At 70.7% G+C, this 20,799-nt stretch carries 13 protein-coding genes; 5 read left to right on the top strand and 8 right to left on the bottom strand.

The genetic code is table 11. The annotated features are described in order from the left end of the window. Window positions 1-12,256, bottom strand: a 12,256-nt coding sequence (locus ACWEMY_RS27420; RefSeq protein ID WP_452392347.1) for an amino acid adenylation domain-containing protein, incomplete at its 3' end; no start/stop codon positions are given. A 386-nt stretch (window positions 12,257-12,642) separates the two neighbouring features. Further along, window positions 12,643-13,407 carry a precorrin-4 C(11)-methyltransferase gene (gene cobM / locus ACWEMY_RS27415; protein ID WP_452392346.1) on the bottom strand — a complete coding sequence of 255 codons (765 nt, stop codon included), beginning with the start codon at window positions 13,405-13,407 and terminating at the stop codon, window positions 12,643-12,645. Between the two features lie 224 nt (window positions 13,408-13,631). On the opposite strand from cobM, the gene ACWEMY_RS27410 reads away from it, so the two are divergent. Then, window positions 13,632-14,273, top strand: coding sequence for a DUF3105 domain-containing protein (locus tag ACWEMY_RS27410; protein ID WP_452392345.1), 642 nt, complete (start codon window positions 13,632-13,634; stop codon window positions 14,271-14,273). Here ACWEMY_RS27410 and ACWEMY_RS27405 read toward each other — a convergent pair. The 3 genes from ACWEMY_RS27405 to ACWEMY_RS27395 are packed head-to-tail and all read right to left on the bottom strand — an operon-like array spanning window position 14,270 to window position 16,735. Then, complete coding sequence (locus ACWEMY_RS27405) at window positions 14,270-14,695, bottom strand: PPOX class F420-dependent oxidoreductase (protein ID WP_375930108.1); 426 nt, start codon at window positions 14,693-14,695, stop codon at window positions 14,270-14,272. The two genes, ACWEMY_RS27410 and ACWEMY_RS27405, sit on opposite strands and share 4 nt — an antisense overlap. 52 nt (window positions 14,696-14,747) lie before the next feature. Further along, on the bottom strand, window positions 14,748-15,365 hold the full coding sequence (locus ACWEMY_RS27400; protein ID WP_375930109.1) for a response regulator transcription factor: 618 nt from the start codon (window positions 15,363-15,365) through the stop codon (window positions 14,748-14,750). Continuing rightward, a complete protein-coding gene (locus ACWEMY_RS27395; RefSeq protein ID WP_452392344.1) occupies window positions 15,362-16,735 on the bottom strand; it encodes a sensor histidine kinase in 1,374 nt (457 codons plus the stop codon). The genes ACWEMY_RS27400 and ACWEMY_RS27395 overlap by 4 nt, the downstream gene beginning before the upstream one ends. Window positions 16,736-16,864: 129 nt before the next feature. On the opposite strand from ACWEMY_RS27395, the gene ACWEMY_RS27390 reads away from it, so the two are divergent. The 3 genes from ACWEMY_RS27390 to ACWEMY_RS27380 are packed head-to-tail and all read left to right on the top strand — an operon-like array spanning window position 16,865 to window position 19,033. Next, window positions 16,865-17,911 carry an ABC transporter permease gene (locus ACWEMY_RS27390; RefSeq protein WP_452392343.1) on the top strand — a complete coding sequence of 349 codons (1,047 nt, stop codon included), beginning with the start codon at window positions 16,865-16,867 and terminating at the stop codon, window positions 17,909-17,911. Between the two features lie 23 nt (window positions 17,912-17,934). Further along, on the top strand, window positions 17,935-18,642 hold the full coding sequence (locus ACWEMY_RS27385; protein WP_452392342.1) for an ABC transporter ATP-binding protein: 708 nt from the start codon (window positions 17,935-17,937) through the stop codon (window positions 18,640-18,642). A gap of 4 nt (window positions 18,643-18,646) precedes the next feature. Then, window positions 18,647-19,033: a hypothetical protein gene (locus tag ACWEMY_RS27380; protein ID WP_452392341.1), complete on the top strand. Its 387-nt coding sequence runs from the start codon at window positions 18,647-18,649 to the stop codon at window positions 19,031-19,033. Between the two features lie 7 nt (window positions 19,034-19,040). Here ACWEMY_RS27380 and ACWEMY_RS27375 read toward each other — a convergent pair whose 3' ends face one another. The 3 genes from ACWEMY_RS27375 to ACWEMY_RS27365 are packed head-to-tail and all read right to left on the bottom strand — an operon-like array spanning window position 19,041 to window position 20,369. After that, window positions 19,041-19,463, bottom strand: a complete 423-nt coding sequence (locus tag ACWEMY_RS27375; protein ID WP_452392340.1) for a PIN domain-containing protein — start codon at window positions 19,461-19,463, stop codon at window positions 19,041-19,043. Beyond that, window positions 19,460-19,729: a hypothetical protein gene (locus ACWEMY_RS27370; RefSeq protein ID WP_452392339.1), complete on the bottom strand. Its 270-nt coding sequence runs from the start codon at window positions 19,727-19,729 to the stop codon at window positions 19,460-19,462. Before ACWEMY_RS27370 ends, ACWEMY_RS27375 begins: the two co-directional genes overlap by 4 nt. 40 nt (window positions 19,730-19,769) lie before the next feature. Further along, window positions 19,770-20,369 carry an SACE_7040 family transcriptional regulator gene (locus ACWEMY_RS27365; protein WP_452392338.1) on the bottom strand — a complete coding sequence of 200 codons (600 nt, stop codon included), beginning with the start codon at window positions 20,367-20,369 and terminating at the stop codon, window positions 19,770-19,772. A gap of 92 nt (window positions 20,370-20,461) precedes the next feature. On the opposite strand from ACWEMY_RS27365, the gene ACWEMY_RS27360 reads away from it, so the two are divergent. Then, window positions 20,462-20,799: carboxyl transferase domain-containing protein (locus ACWEMY_RS27360; RefSeq protein WP_452392337.1), on the top strand; the 338-nt coding region annotated here is incomplete at its 3' end.

Below are 20,799 nucleotides of genomic sequence, written 5' to 3'. Positions count from 1 at the left end.
GGGCGATCGAGGGCTGCGCGGTGAGCGCGGACTCGATCTCGCCGAGCTCGATGCGCAGACCGCGCAGCTTCACCTGGAAGTCGGTGCGGCCCAGGTACTCCAGCTCACCGTGCTCGGTCCAGGTGACCAGGTCACCGGTGCGGTACATGCGCTCGCCGGGCGCGAACGGGTCGGCGACGAAGCGGTCCATGGTGAGGTCGGGGCGGCCGACATACCCGTGGGCCAGCTGCACGCCCGCCAGATAGAGCTCACCCGCGACACCCACCGGCACCGGCCGCAGTCGCGAATCCAGCACGTAGAGACGGGTGTTGAAGACCGGGGCGCCGATCGGCACGGTGTCGAGGTCGGCGTCGGTGACCTCGTGGAAGGTCACGTCGACCGCGGCCTCGGTGGGGCCGTACAGGTTGTGCAGGGCCGCGCCGGTCAGCTCGCGCAGGCGCTGGGCGGTGGGCGCGGGCAGCGCCTCACCGGAGGCGAACACATTGCGCAGCGAGACACAGTCCGCGGCAAGCGGTTCGGTGACGAACACGGCCATCATCGACGGCACGAAGTGCACCGTGGTGACCTGCTCGGCCGCGATGAGCCGGGCCAGGTAGGCCGGGTCGCGGTGCCCGTCGGGCTTGGCGACCACCAGGCGCGCGCCGACCTGCAAGGGCCAGAAGAACTCCCACACCGACACGTCGAACGTGGCGGGCGTCTTCTGCAACACCACGTCGTCGGCGGCCAGGCCGTAGGCGGCGTGCATCCACACCAGGCGGTTGACGATGGCCGCGTGGCTCACCGCCACACCCTTCGGACGGCCGGTCGAACCGGACGTGAAGATGACGTAGGCCGTATTGCCCGAGCGCAGCGGCCGGTGCCGGTCGGCGTCGGTGACCGGCTCGGCCGAATGGCCGGACAGATCCAGCTCGTCGATGCGCACCTCGCGACCCGCCGCGGCGGGCAGGCTCTCGCCGGAGGTCAGCACGCACACCGGCTGGGCGGTGTCGAGGATGTGCTCGATGCGCTCGGCCGGGTGATCGGGGTCCAGCGGCACGTACGCGCCACCGGCGGCCGAGACGGCGTACATGCCGACCAGCAGGTCGATCGAACGCCGCATGCCGAGGGCCACATAGCTTTCCGGGCCGACACCGGCGTCCTTGAGCCAGCGCGCCAGCTGACGCACCCGGCCCGCGAACTCGGCGTAGGACAGACTCGTCCCCTCGAAGGTGAGAGCGGTCGCGTCGGGCGTGCGGGCGACCTGGGCCTCGAAGAGGGCGTGCAGGGTGGCCGGGTCGTCCTCGCTGGGGGTGCTCAGCGCGGCGTCGGTGGCGAACTCGGTGTCGTTCCAGCGGTCCAGCACCAGGGTGCGCTCGGCGGCGTCGAGCAGTTCGATGTCACCGACGGCGGCCGAAGGGTCGGCCACGATGGCGGTGAGTACGCGCAGCAGGCGCGCGCCGAAGGTCGTCGCGAAACCGGCGTCGAAGAGGTCGGTGGCGTAGACGAGTTCGGCGTCGAGGTGACTGTCGTCGTCGGCCGGGACCTCGCTGAGCGCGAGTTGCAGGTCGAACTTGGCGGTGTGCTGGTCGATACCCAGTTCCGAGACCGTCAGGCCGGGCAGTTCCAGGGTGGTGCGGCCCAGGTTCTGGAACGAGAGCATCACCTGGAACAGCGGGTGGCGCGACTGCGAGCGCGCCGGGTTGAGCACCTCGACCAGGCGCTCGAACGGCACGTCGGCGTGGGCGAAGGCGGCCAGGTCGCGTTCGCGGACCTGGGTGAGCAGCTCGGTGAAGGAGGCGGCCGGGTCGACCTCGGCGCGCAGCACCAGGGTGTTGACGAACATGCCGACCAGGTCGTCGAGGGCCTGCTGGCCACGGCCCGCCACCGGCGTGCCGATGGCGATGTCGGCGGTGCCCGACAGGCGCGAGAGCAGCACGGCGAAGGCGCTGTGCACCACCATGAACAGGGTGGTGCCGCGCTGGTGAGCCAGCTGGTTGAGCGCTTCCACGAGCTCGCCGGGCACCTCGAAGCGGTGCGTGCCTGCCTGGTACGTGGCCTGCGCGGGCCGCGACTTGTGGCCGAGGCGCAGTTCGTCGGGCAGGTCGGCCAGCGCGTCGCGCCAGTGGTCGAGCTGCTCGGAGATCAGCGAGGTGGGGTCGTTCTCGTCGCCGAGGGTCTCGCGCTGCCACAGCGCGTAGTCGACGTACTGCACCTCCAGCGGCGGCCAGCCCGGCTCGGCGTTGGCGGTGCGCGCCACGTAGGCGGTCATCAGGTCGCGCACCAGCGGGCGCAGCGAGAAACCGTCGGCGGCGATGTGGTGGACCACCATCACCAGCACGTGCTCGCGTTCGCTGAGCTCGTAGACGCGCAGGCGCACCGGCGCGGCGGCGGTGACGTCGAAACCGCGGCGGGCGAACTCGTAGAGCGAGATCGCCATGTCGGTCTCGTCGGCCTCGATCAGTTCCACCTCGGGAATCGAGACCGCGGCCGCGAGGACCTTCTGGTAGGCGGTGCCGTCGTGCGACGGGTACACCGTGCGCAGCGACTCGTGCCGGGCGATCACGTCGGCGACCGCGCCGCGCAGGGCGGGCAGGTCGAGCAGGCCCTGCAGGCGCACCGCGACCGGGATGTTGTAGGTGCCCGAATCGCCGGTGTCGGCCAGGTCGAAGCGGTTGAGGAACCACATGCGCTGCTGCGCGAGCGACAGCGGCGGATGCTCGGGACGCTGCCGCGCGGTGAGTTCGGCGCGCAGACCGGTGCCCGCGTGCGATTCCACCCGCGCCGCCAGCGCGCCGACCGTGGGCGCCTCGAACAGGGTGCGCACGCCGACCTCGGCGTCGAGCGCCTTGCTCAGCCGCGCGGCCACCTGGGTGGCGACCAGCGAGTTGCCGCCGAGGGCGAAGAAGTCGTCGTCCACGCCGACGCGTTCGGCGCCGAGCAGCTCGGCGAAGATCTCCGCGACGATCTCCTCGATCGGCGTGGCGGGCGCGCGGAACACCTTGGCCTCGAACACCGGCGCGGGCAGCGCCTTGCGGTCGAGCTTGCCGGAGGCGTTGAGCGGGAAGGCTTCCAGCACCACCAGCGCCGAGGGCACCATGTACGCCGGGAGTTCGGCGGTGATGCCCGCCTTCACCGCGGCCACGTCCAGCGCCGAATCCGGTTCGGGCACCACATAACCCACGAGCTGATCGCCCGCGTGCGCGTCGGCGCGCACGACCACGACCGACTGGGCGACGCCCGGCTGGGCCAGCAGCGTGGCCTCGATCTCGCCGAGCTCGATGCGCAGACCGCGCAGCTTCACCTGGAAGTCGGTGCGGCCCAGGTAGTTCAGTTCGCCGTCACGGGTCCAGGTGACGAGGTCACCGGTGCGGTACATCCGCGAACCGGCCTGCCCGTACGGGTTGGCCACGAAGCGGTCGGCGGTGAGGTCGGCGCGGTTGAGGTAGCCGACGGCGAGCTGTTCGCCCGCCAGATACAGCTCACCCGCGACGCCGGGGGCCACCGGGTGCAGGCGCGAATCCAGCACGAACACCTTGGTGTTCCACACCGGACGGCCGATCGGCACCGACTCCACATCGGCGTCGACGACCTCGTGATAGGTGACGTCGACCGCGGCCTCGGTGGGACCGTAGAGGTTGTGCAGGCGGGCGCCGGTCAGCTCGCGCAGGCGCTGCGCGGTGGGCGCGGGCAGCGCCTCACCCGAGGCGAACACCTGACGCATCCGCACGGCACTGCCGTTGCCGTTGTTGCCCAGCGTCGAGACGAACACCGACAGCATCGAGGGCACGAAGTGCGCGGTGGTGATACCGCGCTCGGCGATGACCTGCGCGAGGTACACCGGATCGCGGTGACCGTCGGGCTTGGCGACGACCAGGCGCGCGCCGGTCTGCAAGGGCCAGAAGAACTCCCACACCGACACGTCGAAGGTGGCGGGCGTCTTCTGCAGCACCGCGTCGGCGGCGTCGATCGGGTACTCGTGCTGCATCCACAGCAGCCGGTTGACGATCGCCGCGTGATCGACGGCCACGCCCTTGGGGCGGCCGGTCGAACCCGAGGTGAAGATGACGTAGGCGGTATTGGTCGCCCGCAGCGGACGGGTGCGCTCGGCGTCGGTGATCGGCGCGGCACCGAAATCGGCGGGCAGCTCGATGTTCTCGACGGCCAGCACGGTCGCGCCGTCGGCCTCGAAACCGTCGCGGCGGCTGGTGAGCACCAGCTGCGGCTGCGCGGTCTCGATGATGTGGCCGATGCGGTCGGCGGGCTGATCCGGGTCCAGCGGCACATAGGCCGCACCGGTCTGCAGCACCGCGTACATGGCGACGACGAGTTCGGTGGAGCGCCGGATGGCAAGGGCCACCTGCGAACCCGGGCCGACGCCCTCGGCGATGAGCTTGCGGGCGATGCGGTTGGCCCGCTCCTGCAGCTCGCGGTAGGTCAGTTCCTCGTTCTCGAAGACCAGCGCGACCGCGTCGGGGGTGCGCTCGACCTGCGCGTCGAACAGCGAGACCAGGTTGGCCTCCGGCACGGCACGCGCGGTGTCGTTCCAGTCGACGAGGACCTGCGCGTGCTCCTCGGGCGCGAGCAGATCGATGTCACCGACGGCCACTTCCGGCTCGGCGACGATGGCGGCGAAGATGTTGTCCAGGCGCCGCGCGAAGGCGGCGATGGTGGACTCCTCGAAAAGGTCCAGCGCGTAGGAGAACTCGGCCGACATGCCGCCGGCCTCGCCGTCGGTGTCCTGCACCTCGGTCAGCGTGAGCTGCAGGTCGAACTTGGCCAGCTGCGAGTCGTAGTCGATGCCGCTGACCGACAGGCCGGGCAGTTGCAGCGAGGCCTGCTTGTTGTTCTGGAACGACAGCATCACCTGGAACAGCGGGTGACGTGCCTGCGAACGCGGCGGGTTGAGCACCTCGACGAGCCGCTCGAACGGCACGTCGGCGTGCGCGAACGCCTGCAGGTCGGTCTCGCGGGCCTGGTCGAGCAGGGTCGCGAAAGAGGTGGCGCCCTCGACCTGCGAGCGCAGCACCAGGGTGTTGACGAACATGCCGACCAGGTCGTCGAGGGCCTGGTCACCACGACCGGCCACCGGCGTGCCGATGGCGATGTCGCTGGTGCCGCTGGCGCGGGCCAGCAGCACGGCCAGCGCGCTGTGCATGACCATGAACAGCGAGGCGTTGTAGCGGCGGCCCAGTTCGACCAGGGCACGCTGGGTGTCACCGGAGATGACGAAGCTGTAGGTGCCACCCCGATAGGTGGCCACCGGCGGACGCGGGTGGTCGGCCGGGAGCACCAGTTCGTCGGGCAGATCGGCGAGTTCGCGGGTCCAGTAGTCGATCTCGGAGGAGATCAGCGACTTGGGGTCGTCCTCGGAGCCGAGTACCTCGCGCTGCCACAGCGCGTAATCGGCGTACTGGACCGGCAATTCGGCCCAGGTCGGCGCCTCCCACGAAGTGCGCGCGGCGTAGGCGACGATGACATCGCGCGACAGCGGCGCCATCGACCAGCCGTCGGCGGAGATGTGGTGCACCACCATGCCGAGCACGTACTCGGTCTCGCTGATCTCGAAGAGCCGTGCGTGCAGCGGGACTTCGCTGGTGACGTCGAAGGCCATCGAGGCCAGATCGATCAGATGGTCGATGAGGTTGTCCTCGGTGACCCGGTACGGGGTCAGGTCGGGGACGATCTGGGCGGCGTCGAGCACCACCTGCACCGGGCCGTTGCCCGATTCGGGGAACACGGTGCGCAGCGACTCGTGCCGGTCGATCACGTCGATCACGGCGACCTGCAGCGCGGCCACGTCGAGTTCGCCGGAGAGCCGGATGGCGACCGGGATGTTGTTGACCGCCGAGGCGGTGTCGAAGCGGTTGAGGAACCACATGCGCTGCTGGGCCAGCGACAGCGGCACCAGATCGGGCCGCTCGCGCGCGACCAGCGCCTTGCGGGCACCGTCACCGGCCTGCGACTCCACCCGCGCGGCCAGCGCCGCGACGGTGGGTGCCTCGAACAGCATGCGCACCGGCACCCGGGTGTCCAGGGCGATGCCGATACGCGAGGCCACCTGGGTGGCGATCAGCGAGTTGCCGCCGAGTTCGAAGAAGTCGTCCTCGACACCGACGCGGCTCAGCTCGAGCACATCGGCGAAGACCTGGGCCACGATCTGCTCGATCGGGGTGGTGGGGGCACGGAACTCGCGCACCTCGAACACCGGCGCGGGCAGCGCGCGACGGTCGAGCTTGCCGTTGACCGTCAGCGGGATCGCGGCCAGCACCATGATCGAGGACGGCACCATGTACGCCGGAAGGCGCTGTGCCACATGGTCGGTCAGGGCGGGGATGTCGATCGAGCTGCCGGGCACCGCGACCACGTAGGACACCAGCGAGGTGCTGCCGCCCTTGTTCTTGTGGCCGATGCTGACGGCGAAGTCGACGGTCTCGTGCGAGGCCAGCGCCGAGTCGATCTCGCCCAGCTCGATCCGGAAACCGCGGACCTTCACCTGGAAGTCGGAGCGGCCGACGTATTCGACATTGCGGTCGGCCGTCCAGCGCACCACGTCACCGGTGCGGTACATCCGCTGACCGGGAGCGTACGGGTTGGCGACGAAACGATCCGAGGTCAGCGCGGGACGCGCGTGGTAGCCGCGCGCCATGCCGACGCCGCCGATGTAGAGCTCACCGGCCACGCCCACCGGCACGGGGCGCAGGCGGTCGTCGAGGATCAGGGTGTGGACGCCACGGATGGGTCCACCGATGACGACCCGCTCCCCCGGGATCAGGCCCTGGGACAGGTTGGAGGCGATGGTGGTCTCGGTCGGGCCGTAGACGTTGCCGAGCATGCGGCGCGAACCGTCGGGCAGCGGCACCGCCCACTTGGTGACCAGCTCCGGCGGCACCGCCTCGCCACCGGCGGCGAGTACCCGCAGGTGATCGAGGCCGCGGGCGTCGAAGGTGGCCAGCGCGGCCGGGGTGACGAAGGCGTGGGTGACCTGCTCGGTGATGAGGATGTCGCGCAGTTCCTCACCGCCGTAGACCCCAGGCGGCACCACGACGAGCGTGCCGCCGCGACCCAGCGCCAGCAGCAGTTCCAGCACCGAGGCGTCGAACGAGGGCGAGGCGAAATGCAGTGCGCGGGTGTCGGTGTCGAGCGAGTACAGCTCGATCTGCTCGGCGCAGAAGTTGGCGACGCTGGCGTGGGTCACCACGACGCCCTTGGGCACACCGGTGGAACCGGAGGTGTAGATCAGGTACGCGGGCTGGGCGGGATCGGTCGGGCGGACCAGTTCGCGCGGGGCCAGCGGGGCATCGGAGATGTCGTCGAGATCGATGTCGTCGATCTCGAGCCAGCGCACCGTATCGGGCACCTCGCCCAGCTCGGCGCTGACCGTGATACCCACGGACACACCGGCATCGGCGATCATGTGCGCGATACGGTCGGCCGGGTAGTTCGGGTCGACGGGCACGAACGCGGCACCGGTCTTGGCGACCGACCACACCGCCAGCACCGACTCCAGCGAGCGCGGCACGGCCACGGCGACGAAGTCCTCGGCACCGAGGCCCTGCTGGATCAGCAAGCGCGCCAACTGGTTCGAGCGGCGATCCAACTCGCCATAGGACACAGCTGTCCCCTCGAACACCACGGCGGTGGCCTCGGTGTCGCGGGCGGCCTGGGCCATCAGCTGCGGCAGGGTGCGCGCGACCGCGGCGGGGGCGCCGTAGCGGGTGACCAGGTCGGTGCGTTCGGCGTCGTCGAGGACGTCGATCGCGCCGACGGTGACCGCCGGGTCGGCCAGGATGGCGTCGAGCACGCGGCGCCAGCGCAGCAGCAGCTCCTCGACGGTGGCCTGGTCGAACAGGTCGACGGCGTAGGTGAGCACGCCGGTCAGGCCCGAGAGCGAGCCGGTGGTGGTGTGCTCCTCGGTGAGCGTCCACTGCAGGTCGAACTTGGCCATGTCGACCTCGACCTCGTCGGCGCTGACCGTGAGACCGGGCAGCTCCAGCGTGCCGTGCGACATCTCCTGGAACGAGAGCACCACCTGGAACAGCGGGTGGCGCGCCTGCGAGCGCGAGGGGTTGAGCACGTCGACCAGGCGCTCGAACGGCACATCGGCATTGGCGAAGGCCGACAGGTCGGTCTCGCGGGTGCGCGCGAGGAACTCGCTGAACGGCTGGGCCGGGTCGACGTCGGAGCGCAACACCAGGGTGTTGACGAACATGCCGATCAGGTCGTCGAGGGCCTGCTCACCGCGGCCGGCGATGGGCGTGCCCACGGCGATGTCGGTGGTGCCGGACAGGCGCGCGAGCAGCACGGCCAGCGAGGCGTGCACCACCATGAACAGGGTGACGCCGTTGGCGCGGGCCAGCGCGGCCAGCTGGGCGTGGGTCTCGGCGTCGATGTCGAAGCCGACGCGTGCGCCGCGGAAGCTCTGCTGCTGCGGACGCGGGCGGTCGCTGGGCAGATCGAGCTGGTCGGGCAGGCCGTCGAGGGTGCGCTGCCAGTAGTCGAGCTGGCGCGCGGCCATCGACGCGGGATCGCTTTCGGCACCGAGCAATTCGCGCTGCCACAGCGTGTAGTCGCGGTACTGCACGGGCAGCGGCGTCCAGGCGGGCGCCTGCCCGGCCGAGCGGGCCAGGTAGGCGGTGGCCACGTCGCGCGCCAGCGGGCCGAAGGAGAAACCGTCGGCGGCGATGTGGTGGACCACGAACGCGACCGCGAATTCCGGTGTGCCATTGGTCGATCTGCCGGTCACCTGGTAGATCCGTACGCGGATCGGCAGTTCCAGGGTGACGTCGAAGCCGGTGGAGGCGAAGTTGATCAGTTCGTCGTGCAGCAGCGACTGGTCGATCGGGGTCACCGTGATGCCCAGGTCGAACTCGTCGGCGCCGAGGACCTGCTGGAAACCGCCGTCGGCGTCGGGGAAGACGGTGCGCAGCGATTCCTGGCGCGCCACCACGTCGTCGAGCGCGGCGATGAGCGCGTCGACATCGACGCGGCCCTTCATCCGCACCACGAACGGCAGGTTGTAGGTCGGCGCGGTGGGGTCGAACTGGTTGATGAACCACATCCGCTGCTGGGCCAGCGACAGCGGCACCTGGTCGGGATGCGGCAGCGCGACCAGCGCGGGACGGCCGGAAACCTCGGCGGGCGTGACGGATTCGGCCCGCGCGGCCAGCCCGGCCACGGTCGGGGTCTCGAACAGCGCGCGCACACCGAGCTGGATGCCGAAGGCGGCGCCGATGCGGGCCACCACCTGGGTGGCGACCAGCGAGTTGCCGCCGAGCTCGAAGAAGTTGTCGTCGGCGCCGACGCGTTCCTGGCTGAGCACGTCGGCGAAGATGCCGGCCACGATCTGCTCGGACGGGGTGCGCGGGGCGCGGAAATCGCCTGCGGCGGCGCTGAACACGGGCTCGGGCAGGGCCTTGCGGTCCAGCTTGCCGGAGGTGTTGAGCGGGAACGCGTCGAGCACCATGATCGACGCGGGCACCATGTAGCTGGGCAGCTTCTCGGCGACGAAACGGGTGAGTGTCGCCGGGTCGGCGGACTGGCCCGGCGCGGGCACCACATACGCGACCAGCTGCTGGCCGGTGGCGGTGTCGACCACCAGCACCGCGGCCTGGCTCAGGGTCGGATGGGCCAGCAGGTCGGTCTCGATCTCGCCGAGCTCGATGCGCTGACCACGGAACTTCACCTGGAAGTCGGTGCGGCCGATGTACTCCAGGACGCCTTCGGCGTTCCAGCGCACCAGGTCACCGGTGCGGTACATGCGTTCGCCGGGCCCACCGACGGGGTTGGCGACGAAGCGGTCCGAGGTCAGGTCCGGGCGGCCGCGGTAGCAGCGCGCGAGCTGACGGCCCGCCAGATACAGCTCACCCGGGGCGCCGATCGCGGCCGGTCGCAGCCGCGAATCCAGCACGTAGACTTCGACATTCCACTCGGGGATACCGATCGGCACCGTGACGGTGTCGGCCTCGGTGGCCTCCCAGTAGGTGACCGAGACCGCGGCCTCGGTGGGGCCGTACAGGTTGTGCAGCCCGGCGGTGGAGATCGCGCGCAGACCGGCCGCGGTCTCCGGCGGCAGCGCCTCACCGATCACGAAAACCGCACGCAGCGTCGCGCATTGGGCCTGCGTGGCGTGGGCGACGAAGACCGTCAGCATGGACGGGACGAAGTCCGTCACGGTGACGCCGTGGCGGGCGATCATGTCCGCGACGTAGAGCGGGTCGCGGTGCCCGTCCGGCGAGGCGATGACCAGCTTGGCGCCGACCATCAGCGGCAGGAAGTAGCCCCACAGCGACACGTCGAAGGTGGTGGCGGTCTTCTGCAGGTAGACGTCGTCGGCGGTGAGCGCGTACTCGTCGAGCATCCACAGCTCTTGGTTGACGATCGCGTGGTGGGTGACGGCCACGCCCTTGGGGCGGCCGGTGGAACCCGAGGTGTAGATGACGTAGGCGGTGTTGTCCGGGCGCAGCGGCGCGAGGCGGTCGGCGTCGGTGACCGGAGTGTCGGCGAAGGCGGCGGTGTCGAGGGTGTCGATCTCCACGCGCGCGACAGTCGCGGGCAGGTCGAGGTCGTCGCGGGTGGTGGTCAGCACGCAGACCGGTGCCGCGGACTCGAGGATGTAGGCGGTGCGGTCGGCCGGGTGGTCGGGGTCGATCGGCACGTAGGCGCCACCGGCGCGCAGCACCGCGTGCATACCGATCACCAGGTCCAGCGAGCGGCGCATCCCGAGCGCGACGAGCGACTCCGGGCCCACACCGTCGGCGATCAGGAACCGGGCCAGCCGGTTGACCCGCGCGCCGAACTCGGCGTAGGTGAGGGTCTCGCCCTCGAAGTCCAGGGCGATGGCGTCGGGGGTGCGCGGGATCTGCGCGTCCAGCAGGGCGGGCAGGGTGGTGGCGGGGACCTCGTGGGCCGAGTCGTTCCACTCGGTCAGCGAGCGCTCCAGCTCGGCGGTGCCGGTGACCGGCAGCCGCCAGACCGGCAGCGCGGCGTCGGCGGCCAGGAACCGCTCGAAGAACTCGAGGAAGCGGGCGTGGTGGGTGGCCGCCTCGGCCGCGGTGTAGAGGTTGGGGTTGGTCTCGAAGTCGATGTGCGAGCGGGTGCCGCCGTGCGACTGGTAGAAGTTGACGCCCAGGTCCTCGATCGAGCCGGTGGACAGCACATTGAGCGTGCCGTCCATCTCGCCGAAGCGCAGCGCGTTGTCGAAGAGCATGATGTTGACCCACGGGCCGAAGAACTCCGTGGCGACCATGCCGTCACCGGCGGAATCGCGGCGGATGTCCTCGTGGCGGTAGCGCTGGTGGCGCAGCGCCCCGGAGACCTCGGTGGTGACCGCGCGCAGCAGTTCGGCCACGGTGGTGTCATGGCCCACGCGCAGGCGCAGCGGCACGATGTTGGAGGTGACACCGCCGGAGCGGCGCATCACGGCGGTGGTGCGGCCGGTGACCGGGAGGCTGAGGATCACGTCCTCGGTGCCGGTGATCTGGGCCAGATATGCCGCGAAACCGGCGATGAGCAGCGGCGCGGAAGTGGTGTCGTGGCGCGCGATGGCCTCGTCGAACACCGTGTCCTGGGCCGGGCTCAGGGCCGCGCTGGTGACGTCGTTGACCGGCGAGGGCGGCGCGGAGCGGCCGGTGAGGCTGCTGCCCTCTTCCAGGCCCTCGACGCGCTGGGCCCAGTGCGCCTTGTCGGACTCGAAGCGGGAGCTGTCGCGGTAGGCGATCTCCGACTCGTAGAGGGTGCGCAGGTCGGTGGCCTTGTTGGCCGGGGCCTCGGCGCCGGTGACCGCCGCGGTGTAGAGCTGTGCCGTGCGGTTGACGAAGTTGTTGGCGCCGAAACCGTCGAGCACGATGTGGTGGACGCGGGCATACCAGTACCAGCGCTCGTCCTCGAGCTGCAGCGCGGCGGCCTGGACCAGGCGGTCGGCGACGATGTCGAGCGGGCGGCTGTACTCGCGGCGCATCCACTCGGCGGCGGCGGCCTCGGGGTCGGCCTCACCGCGCAGGTCGACGTAGATGAGGGTGTCGTCCTGGGTGAGGTCGACGGTCTGCATGGGTTCGCCGTCGATCTCGACGATACGCAGGAAGCCGGACTGCTGCTCGGCGGCGGCCTCGGAGCTGACGCGTTCGAGCACCGCCACGTCGAGGTGGCCGCGCAGGTCGACGTACTGGGCGATGTTGATCGGCACCTGTGGGTCGACGTGCTGCGCGTACCAGATACCCAGCTGTGCGGGCGAGAGCGGGAAGTACTCCTCGCCGTTTCCGCCGAAATCCAGCCGGTCCAACCCAAACCTCGCTTCCGGAACACCCGTGCAGGCGCTCCCCGACGACACCGGAACGCAGGCGCCTCAGCCGCAACAGCGTGGCGCCTGCGTCTCGGGTTCAATTCTCGAAATCAATCAGGCAAAAAATGTCCATTGGCACTATCTGTCGGCCCGGCCGATCTTGTTACATGGCTGAGACCATGCTCGGGATCGACGGCCCGGCAGCGCCGGTGTGCTCTTCGCAAACCATCGCACCAATCTACCGGTGAGCCCGCCCGGCAACCAACCACGTCCATAGCTGGATGGCATAGCCCCAGGTAAACCGAGAGCACCCCGTTAGCTGACGCTTGTCTGCGCGCTCACATCGTGCCGGGAGCCCACCGGCACCGCATCGACTGAGGCGTGGATCACACCGACTGGTCGGTAGTGGAACGACTGCGCGCCGGGTCGTAGAGGTGGGACTGAGCACAGTCGAGGGATGGGGTCAGGGCTCGGCCGACGAGGATGACGGCGGCCTGGCGTAGGCCCGCGGACTCGACCTGGTCGGCGATGTCGGTGAGGGTGCCGCGCAGGACGAGTTGCTCGGGCTGGGTGGCGCGGTAGACGACGGCGACCGGGCAGTCCGGGCCGTATTCGGCGACCAGTTCGGTCGCGATCGGCCGGATGCGGGTGATGGCCAGGTGCAGGACGAGGGTGGCGCCGGTGGCGGCGAAGTTCGCCAGGGCCTCGCCGACGGGCATGGCGGTGGAGCGGGCCTGGGTGCGGGTGAGCACGACCGACTGGACGACCTCGGGCACGGTGAGTTCGGTGCCGAGGGCGGCGGCGGCCGCGGCGTAGGCGGGGACGCCGGGGGTGACGTCCCAGGGGACGCCCGCGGCGTCGAGGCGGCGGGTCTGCTCGGTGAGGGCCGAGTAGATCGACGGGTCGCCCGAGCAGAGCCGGGCCACGTCGTGCCCGGCCGCGTGGGCGCGCACGAGCTGTTCGGTGATCTGGTCCAGGTCGAGGTGCTGGGTGTCGATCAGCTCGGTGCCCGGCGCGCAGTGCGCGAGGACCTCGGGGTCGAGGTAGGTGCCCGCGTAGAGGCAGACCGGGCTCTGCCGCAGCAGCGTGACCGCGCGCACCGTGAGCAGGTCGGCCGCGCCGGGGCCCGCCCCGATGAAATGCACCGTCATGGGCGCGAGTCTACGGTCGACCGGCCACGCCCGAGTCCGCGCGGTGGAGTGCGTGCAACCGTGCCTGGGTCGCGCGGGCGGCGCTGGTCGTCGTGGGATGCGCGGCTGGTCAGCGCATTGCGCCGACCGGAAGCCGCGGGAACAAGTATGTTCTGAGTCCGTCGGCGCGTGCCGGCCACGGACGAGGGGGCGCGGTGCCACGATCGAGGACGACGCGACGAGCCATGGGTGCCACGATTGCGCTGACCGCGCTCGCCGCGAACGCGTGCGCGGGCCCGGCCCCGATCACCGGCCAGGCGACCTCCTCGCTGGCGGAGTTCGTGCCCAGCGCCGAGAACCAGGACCCGTCGCTGACGATCCCCGGCATCGTCACCGCCGAACTCCCGCCCGGCCTGCACGTGACGAGCACGCAGCGCGTCGCCTATCCGGAGATCCCGCCGCTGGGCGGACCGCACGACGCGCGGTGGGCGGCCTGTGACGGTGTCGTCTACGACACGGCCGTGCGCACCGAGAATCTGGTGCACTCGCTCGAGCACGGCGCGGTGTGGATCGCCTACAACCCGGCGACGGTGAGCGCGCAGGACCAGGAGACGTTGCGCGCCAAGGTGATCGACAAGCAGTACACGGTGATGTCACCGATTCCGGACATGGCCGACCCGATCTCGCTGCAATCCTGGGGCCATCAGCTGAAACTCGACAGCGCCGACGACGAGCGGATCGACCAGTTCATCACCGCGCTGCGCGAGAACCCTTACACCACACCGGAAGTCGGCGCGACCTGCTCGTCCCCGAGCTTCGACCGCACCGCCCCGCCGCCGTTCGATCCCACCGCGCCCGGCCCGGACGCGGTGCCGATGGACGGCTAACCCGTCATGTCGAAGTGCGCGACGACCTTCGTGGGCCGCACGCGCACCACCAGCTCCCCCGGTACGCCGTTGCGCTTACCGAACTCCTCGGCCTTGTCCGCGCCCATGTACCGCCCGGCGATGGCGGTGGCCGTGCGGACCAGTTCGTCCGGGTCCTCGGACAGGGTGACCGTGCCCTGCACCGTCACCAGCGCGTAGGGCGGTTCCTCCAGGTCGACACACACCGCGATGCGCGGATCGCGCGCGAAGGCGCGGCCCTTGGCGGTGTCCTTGCCGGTGTTGAACACCAGCTCGTCGCCCTCGACGATGAACCAGACCGGCGTGACCATCGGCCTGCCGTCGGCGGCGGCGAAGGCCACCTTCCCCGTCCGGGTGCCCTGAGACAGAAATTCGCGAACCTTGGGATCAGCGAGATGTGCCATACGGCCAGGGTAAGCCCCCTCGGCCCGGCCGTCCGGGCACGACGCTCGGCGATCAGATGGCACCCTGGGCGCGGGCGGTGGCCACGGCGGAGGTGCGGGATCGGACGCCGAGTTTGGCGTAGATGTGCACGAGATGGGACTTGACGGTGGTCTCGCTGAGGAACAGCTGCTTGGCGATCTCCCGGTTGGACAGGCCCGCGGCCACCAGGCGCAGCACCTCCACTTCGCGGGGGCTCAGGGTGGTGTCGGCGCGGCGGACGCGGGTCATCAGGCGGGAGGCGACCGTCGGCGAGAGCACGCTCTCCCCCGCGGCGGCCGCGCGCACGGCGGCCAGCAGTTCGGCCGGTGGGGTGTCCTTGAGCAGGTAGCCGACGGCGCCCGCCTCGATGGCGCCGAGGATGTCGGCGTCGGTGTCGTAGTTGGTGACCACCAGGACGTTCGGCGGGTCGGGCAGGGCGCGCAGGCCCGCGGTGGCCGAGGCGCCGGAGCGGCCGTCACCGAAGCGCAGGTCCATCAGGACCAGGTCGACCGGGGTGGCGGCGCAGAACGACACGGCCGCGTCGGCATCGGGCACATCGGCGACGACGGTGATGTCCTCGGCGGCTTCCAGCAGGGCGCGCAGTCCGGCGCGCACGATGGCGTGGTCGTCGGCGAGCAGCAGGCGGATCATCCGGCCGCTCCCAGCGGGAAGGTCACGCTGACCGCGGTGTGGCCGGGTTCGGACTCGACGGTCATCGAGCCGCCCTGCTGTTCGGCCCGGCCGCGCATGGCGGCCAGCCCGAACGCGCCCGCCCGCGAACCACGCACGGCGGCAGTGTGATCCGACGCGGCATCGGGCAGGCGCGCGCCGCGCAGGACCGCCGGGTCGATGCCGATGCCGTCGTCGACGATGTCGAGGTGCACGTCGGTGGCGTCGTAGGTGAGGGTGACCCGCATGCGCGCGGCCCCGGCGTGCTGCACCACATTGGCGACCGCGCTCTGCGCGATCCGCACCAGCGCCGCCTCCACCGGCATCGGCAGCCGCGCCGGTTCGCCCTCGACCAGCAGCTGGGTGGACAGCGTGGGCGACTGCGCGCGGTCGCAGATCCGGGCCAGCGCGTCGGCCAGTGATTGACCGTCGAGCGCGGCGGGCGCCAATTCGTCGATTAGCCTGCGAGTTTCGGCCAGGTCCTCGGCGGCGGTCTCGCGGGCGAGCCGGATGCGTTCCAGCGCGGGATGATCCGGCGCCGCCTGTTCGGCGGCGTGCAGCAGGAGCTGGATGCTGCTGAGCCCCTGGGCGACGGTGTCGTGGATCTCCCTGGCCAGCCGTTCCCGCTCGGCCATCTTGCCCGCCGTGCGTTCCCGTTCGGCGAGAGTCGCCCTGGTGCTGAGCAATTCACTGATCAGCCGCTCCCGTTCGACCGCCTCCCGGTACAGCGCCTGATACCCCAGCCCGATCCCGACGGCCACCGCCGCCCCGAGCACCGGACCCACCACCGCACCCACCGACCATCCGCGATGCGCCGCGAACCCGACCACCCCCACGGCGGTCGCCAGCACCACCGCGACCAGCCCCCATCGCCGCGGCAGCAGGTGCAGATAGAGGAAGAACAGCCCGAACGCGAGATAGACGGCATCCGGCGTGAGCCCGAGCAGCATCAACCACAGACCGGTGAGCACCGCCAGCCACACCCGCATCGCCACGTCTCCCCCGCGACCGGTCACGCTCCGGAACGCCGAGGACACGCGACCACCCGCCGGCGGCACGTCCCGCGCGGGCACCACCGCACCGCTCGCGTCCGTCCCCTTGCTGTGGCCGCTCGGCGGGCGGACTGCCGTCGGGAGTTCGGAGCCCCCGGGATTCGCGGATCGCCACGGGAACTCCGCACCGGCGAAATAGACCAGCAGCCAGATGACGGTCAGCGTGACCACCGCGATCCCGTGGCCGCCCCCGCCGGGCAGCACCGCGCGCACGGCGACCACCGCGGCCAGCACCGTGACCAGCACGTGCAGGCCGAGCCGCAGTGTGGTGACGACGGGCGTCAGCGGGGACGAGTGCATTCGACCAGCTTATGTGCGGCAACCGGCCCGGCATCCATCGAAAGGTGTAAACGCGGGCCGACCTCGGTTGGATCGGGATTCGTGCGCCGGTGCGATGGCCGGGGCGGTGTGCGTGGCGAGAGTGGAGGCATGTTCGTCGCACTCCGAGATCTGCGGGCCGCCCGCGGCCGCTTCCTGTTGATCACCACCGTCGTCGGGCTGGTGGCGGTGCTGGTCAGTTTCCTCAGCGGTTTGACCGCCGGGCTGGCGCACCAGAACATCTCGGCCGTCCAGGGCCTCGCCGCCGACCGGGTGGTGTTCGCCGAGACCGGGACCGACCCGTCCTTCGATTCCTCGGTGCTCACCGAGGAGCAGATCGCGCGGTGGCGAGCCGCCGACGGCGCGACGGTCGAGCCGATCGGGATCTCGCGGGCGCGGGCCGAGCACGCGGGCGTGAGCCCGGTGCAGGTCGCGCTGTTCGGCGGCGACGCTTCGGCATTCAGCAATCACCCTGCTACCGCGCCGGGTGCGGTGGTGTTGAGCGCGGCCGCGGCACGGGAACTGTCGGCGGGCGCGGGTGACACCGTGCTGCTGGCGGGCCACGAGTTCGCCGTCGCCGGGGTGGCCGGGGACGAGTGGTACAGCCACACCCCGGTCGTCTGGACGAGCCTGCCGGACTGGCAGGCCGCCAGTCCGCGCTCGGGTGCGGCGACCGTGCTCGCGGTGAGCGGTTCGTCCGCCGACCTCGACACCGAAGCGGACACCCGCACCCTGCCCGCCCGCGACGCCGTCGAGGCGATCGGTTCCTACCAGGCCGAGAACAGCTCGCTGAGCCTGATGACGCTGCTGCTGTTCGCCATCTCCGCGCTGGTCATCGGGGCCTTCTTCACCGTGTGGACGGTGCAGCGTCAGCCCGATATCGCCACCTTGAAGGCCCTCGGCGCGACCACCGGTTCGCTGGCCCTCGACGCCTTGGCGCAGGCCGCGATCGTGCTGGTCACCGGGGTGGCGGCCGGGCTCGGCATCACCGCGGTGACCTCGCTCTTCCTGGGTGAGGCCATGCCGTTCGTGCTCTCGCCGTCGACCACGCTCATTCCCGCGCTGGCGCTGATCACGCTCGGCCTGGCCGGCGCCGCGGTCGCCCTGCGTTTCCTGTTCACCACCGACCCCCTGACCGCGCTCGGCGCGAGCCGCTGACATCAGCCCGGAGGACTCCCCCCATGGCACTGACTCTCACCGACGTGACCCTCACCTATCCCGACGGCGCCGACCGCCTCACCGCCCTCGACCGAGTGAACCTGCACGTCCCCGGCGGCACCATCGCCGCGATCACCGGTCCGTCGGGCTCGGGCAAGTCCAGCCTGCTCGCGGTCGCGGCCACGCTCATCCGTCCGGACTCGGGCCGCGTCGTCCTCGACATCGATTCCGGCAGTACGGATCTCGCGACGCTGAGCAGGCGCGCGGCGTCCACGATGCGCCGCACCGCGATGGGAATCGTGTTCCAGCAGCCGAATCTCATTCCCGCTCTCACGGCCCGCGAACAGCTCGAGGTCACCGCCCATCTCGGCGGCCGTCCCCGGCCGAGCGGCGAAACTCGCGCCCGCGCAACAGAACTGCTCGCAGCCGTCGGCCTGGCCGACCACGCGGGCAAGCGCCCCGCCCAGCTCTCGGGCGGCCAGCGTCAGCGCGTCAATATCGCCCGCGCCCTGATGAACGACCCGGCCCTGCTCCTGGTCGACGAACCCACCAGCGCCCTGGACTCCGAACGCGGCGCCGCCGTCCTCCACCTGATCACCACCATCGCCCGGCAGCACCAGGCCGCCACCGTCCTGGTCACCCACGACCCCACCCACCTGCACCGCATGGACGCGGTCCACCGGATGGCCGACGGCCGCCTCACCACCGCCACCCCCGCCCCTGCACACTGAACCGATGACCGAGCCGAGACAGCTGATCGTGGTCGACGCCGCCAATGTCATCGGCTCGCGCGCCGACGGCTGGTGGAAGGACCGTGCCGGCGCCGCCCGCAGGCTGCTGACCGAACTGTCGGACCTCATCACCCGCCTGCCCGACACCACCGATATCACCGTCGTCCTCGAAGGCGCCGCGAAACCGGCCGCCGACACCCCGACACCCCCGCGCCTGAAAGTCCTGCTCGCCGAGGGCTCCGGCGACGACACGATCGTCGCGGCCGTCGCCGACGCGACCACCTACCCGGAGATCACCGTCGTCACCGCCGACCGCGAACTCCGCACCCGCGTCACCACCCACGGCGCCACCACCGTCGGCCCGTCCTGGCTCCGCAACCAGCTCAGCTGAGGACGCGTCAGAGCGCCGATAGCCGCGCCACCGGAACGACGGCGACCATGTCGTCGATCCCTTTGAAGTCGTCGGGGTTGGTGGTGAACAACGGCAGCCGGTGCGCCGCGGCAACTGCCGCGATCATCAGATCGGCTTCCCGCCGACGTGGTTTGCGGCCGGACGCGATGACTCCTGCGGCGATGAGCCCGTAATGCCGTGCGGCATCGGCGTCGAACGGCAGTGGATCGAACATGGCCTCGGTCTGTTGCAGGCGAGCGATGCGCCTCGCCCGCTCGATCGGGTCGTCGGTCTGATGCACGCCGGCCGACAGTTCGGCCAAGGTGACGGCGGAGGTCAACAGCTCACCCGGCAGGGATGCGCGCGACAACTGTTCCAGATGGATCAGGATGTTCGTATCCGCCAGACCACGCAGGTACCGTGCGGTCACTCCGAGCCCTCGACGGCGCGAAGGTAAGCATCGAAGTGGACGGACCCATCGATGTGTTCGGCTTGGTCGGACCGGAAGCGGTCGGCGTCCATCGGCGGCAGATCACCGAACGCCTCGAACAACTCGTCGACCGGCACGGACCGACGCCGACCCTGTCCGGCCGGCTGCGCGAGGTATTCGTCGATCGCGACCAGAGCTACTTGCTGCATCGAGGTGTGCTCGGCATCCGCGCGGCGCCGCAGGGCCGCAGCCTGTTCGTCGGACAACCGCAGAGTCATAGCCATGCATCCATGATACCGCGCGGTATCACCGGTTCGTCAACGCCGCCAGGGCCATCTGACGAAGCACCGGCCTGGCCCGGCCCACACTCGCGGAGGTGGCGCTGTGCGGGGTGGAGTTCAGGAGTCCGAAGGCCGCGTGGGCTTGGATCCGGGCGGATTCTTCGGTCAGGCCGGGGTCGAGCTCGCGCAGGACACCTACCCACACCTCCACGTACTGCCGCTGCAGGCGGCGCAGGGTGCGGCGTTCGGGGGCGGGGACGTTGTCGAGGTCGCGGTCCTGGATGCGGATGAGTTCGGGGTCGTCGAAGGCGAAGTCGAGGTGGAAGTCGACCAGGCCGGAGAGTGCCTCGGCCGGGGTGGGCGCGGCGGCGACGACCGCGCGGCCGCCGTCGAGCAGCCGCTCACTGACGCCGACCAGCAGCTCCACCAGCAGCGCTTCCTTGTTCGCGAAGTGCCGGTAGACGGCCGGGCCGCTGATCCCGACGGCCGCACCGAGATCGTCGAGCCGCACGCCGAGGAAGCCTCGATCGGCGATGAGCCGGGCCCCGGCGGCGAGCAGTTGTGCACGGCGCTGGGCTTTGAGCAGCTCGCGCCGGGTCGCCGGGACGGATTCGGTACTGGACATCCGGGGGCTCCCCTTGACTCTGGACAACTCGGTTAGTCAAGATTAACCTGAATTTCAGTTATTGGCGATTAACCGGACGGCAGGATGGCGTGATGACGGTGACGCACGACCTCGACAGCGGTGCCGCGACCGCGACGAGCAACCGGGACGCGCACCGCGCCCTGGTCGAGGAGCTGCGGCAGCGGCTGGCGACCGCCGCGCTCGGCGGTCCGGAGAAGTCCAGGCAGCGGCACGTGGCCAGGGGCAAGCTGCTGCCCCGCGACCGGATCGACCAGCTGCTCGACCCCGGCAGCCCGTTCCTGGAACTGGCGCCGCTGGCGGCCGACGGGATGTACGACGACGACTGCCCCGGCGCGGGCATCATCGCCGGTATCGGCCGTATCGCCGGGCGCGAGTGCCTGGTCATGGCCAACGACGCCACGGTCAAGGG

Source organism: Nocardia sp. NPDC004415 (assembly GCF_053602435.1).
The sequence above is the reverse complement of the archived record's forward strand: the minus strand, read 5'-3'. Positions and strand labels throughout refer to the sequence as shown.

Bases quoted from the DNA above. Each gene is read 5' to 3' on its own strand.
- ACWEMY_RS27365 (WP_452392338.1), bottom strand. From the start codon at position 20,369: ATGTCCAGTACCGAATCCGTCCCGGCGACCCGGCGCGAGCTGCTCAAA.
- ACWEMY_RS27390 (WP_452392343.1), top strand. From the start codon at position 16,865: ATGTTCGTCGCACTCCGAGATCTGCGGGCCGCCCGCGGCCGCTTCCTG.
- ACWEMY_RS27385 (WP_452392342.1), top strand. From the start codon at position 17,935: ATGGCACTGACTCTCACCGACGTGACCCTCACCTATCCCGACGGCGCC.
- ACWEMY_RS27400 (WP_375930109.1), bottom strand. From the start codon at position 15,365: ATGATCCGCCTGCTGCTCGCCGACGACCACGCCATCGTGCGCGCCGGA.
- ACWEMY_RS27380 (WP_452392341.1), top strand. From the start codon at position 18,647: ATGACCGAGCCGAGACAGCTGATCGTGGTCGACGCCGCCAATGTCATC.
- ACWEMY_RS27405 (WP_375930108.1), bottom strand. From the start codon at position 14,695: ATGGCACATCTCGCTGATCCCAAGGTTCGCGAATTTCTGTCTCAGGGC.
- ACWEMY_RS27410 (WP_452392345.1), top strand. From the start codon at position 13,632: ATGGGTGCCACGATTGCGCTGACCGCGCTCGCCGCGAACGCGTGCGCG.
- ACWEMY_RS27395 (WP_452392344.1), bottom strand. From the start codon at position 16,735: ATGCACTCGTCCCCGCTGACGCCCGTCGTCACCACACTGCGGCTCGGC.
- cobM (WP_452392346.1), bottom strand. From the start codon at position 13,407: ATGACGGTGCATTTCATCGGGGCGGGCCCCGGCGCGGCCGACCTGCTC.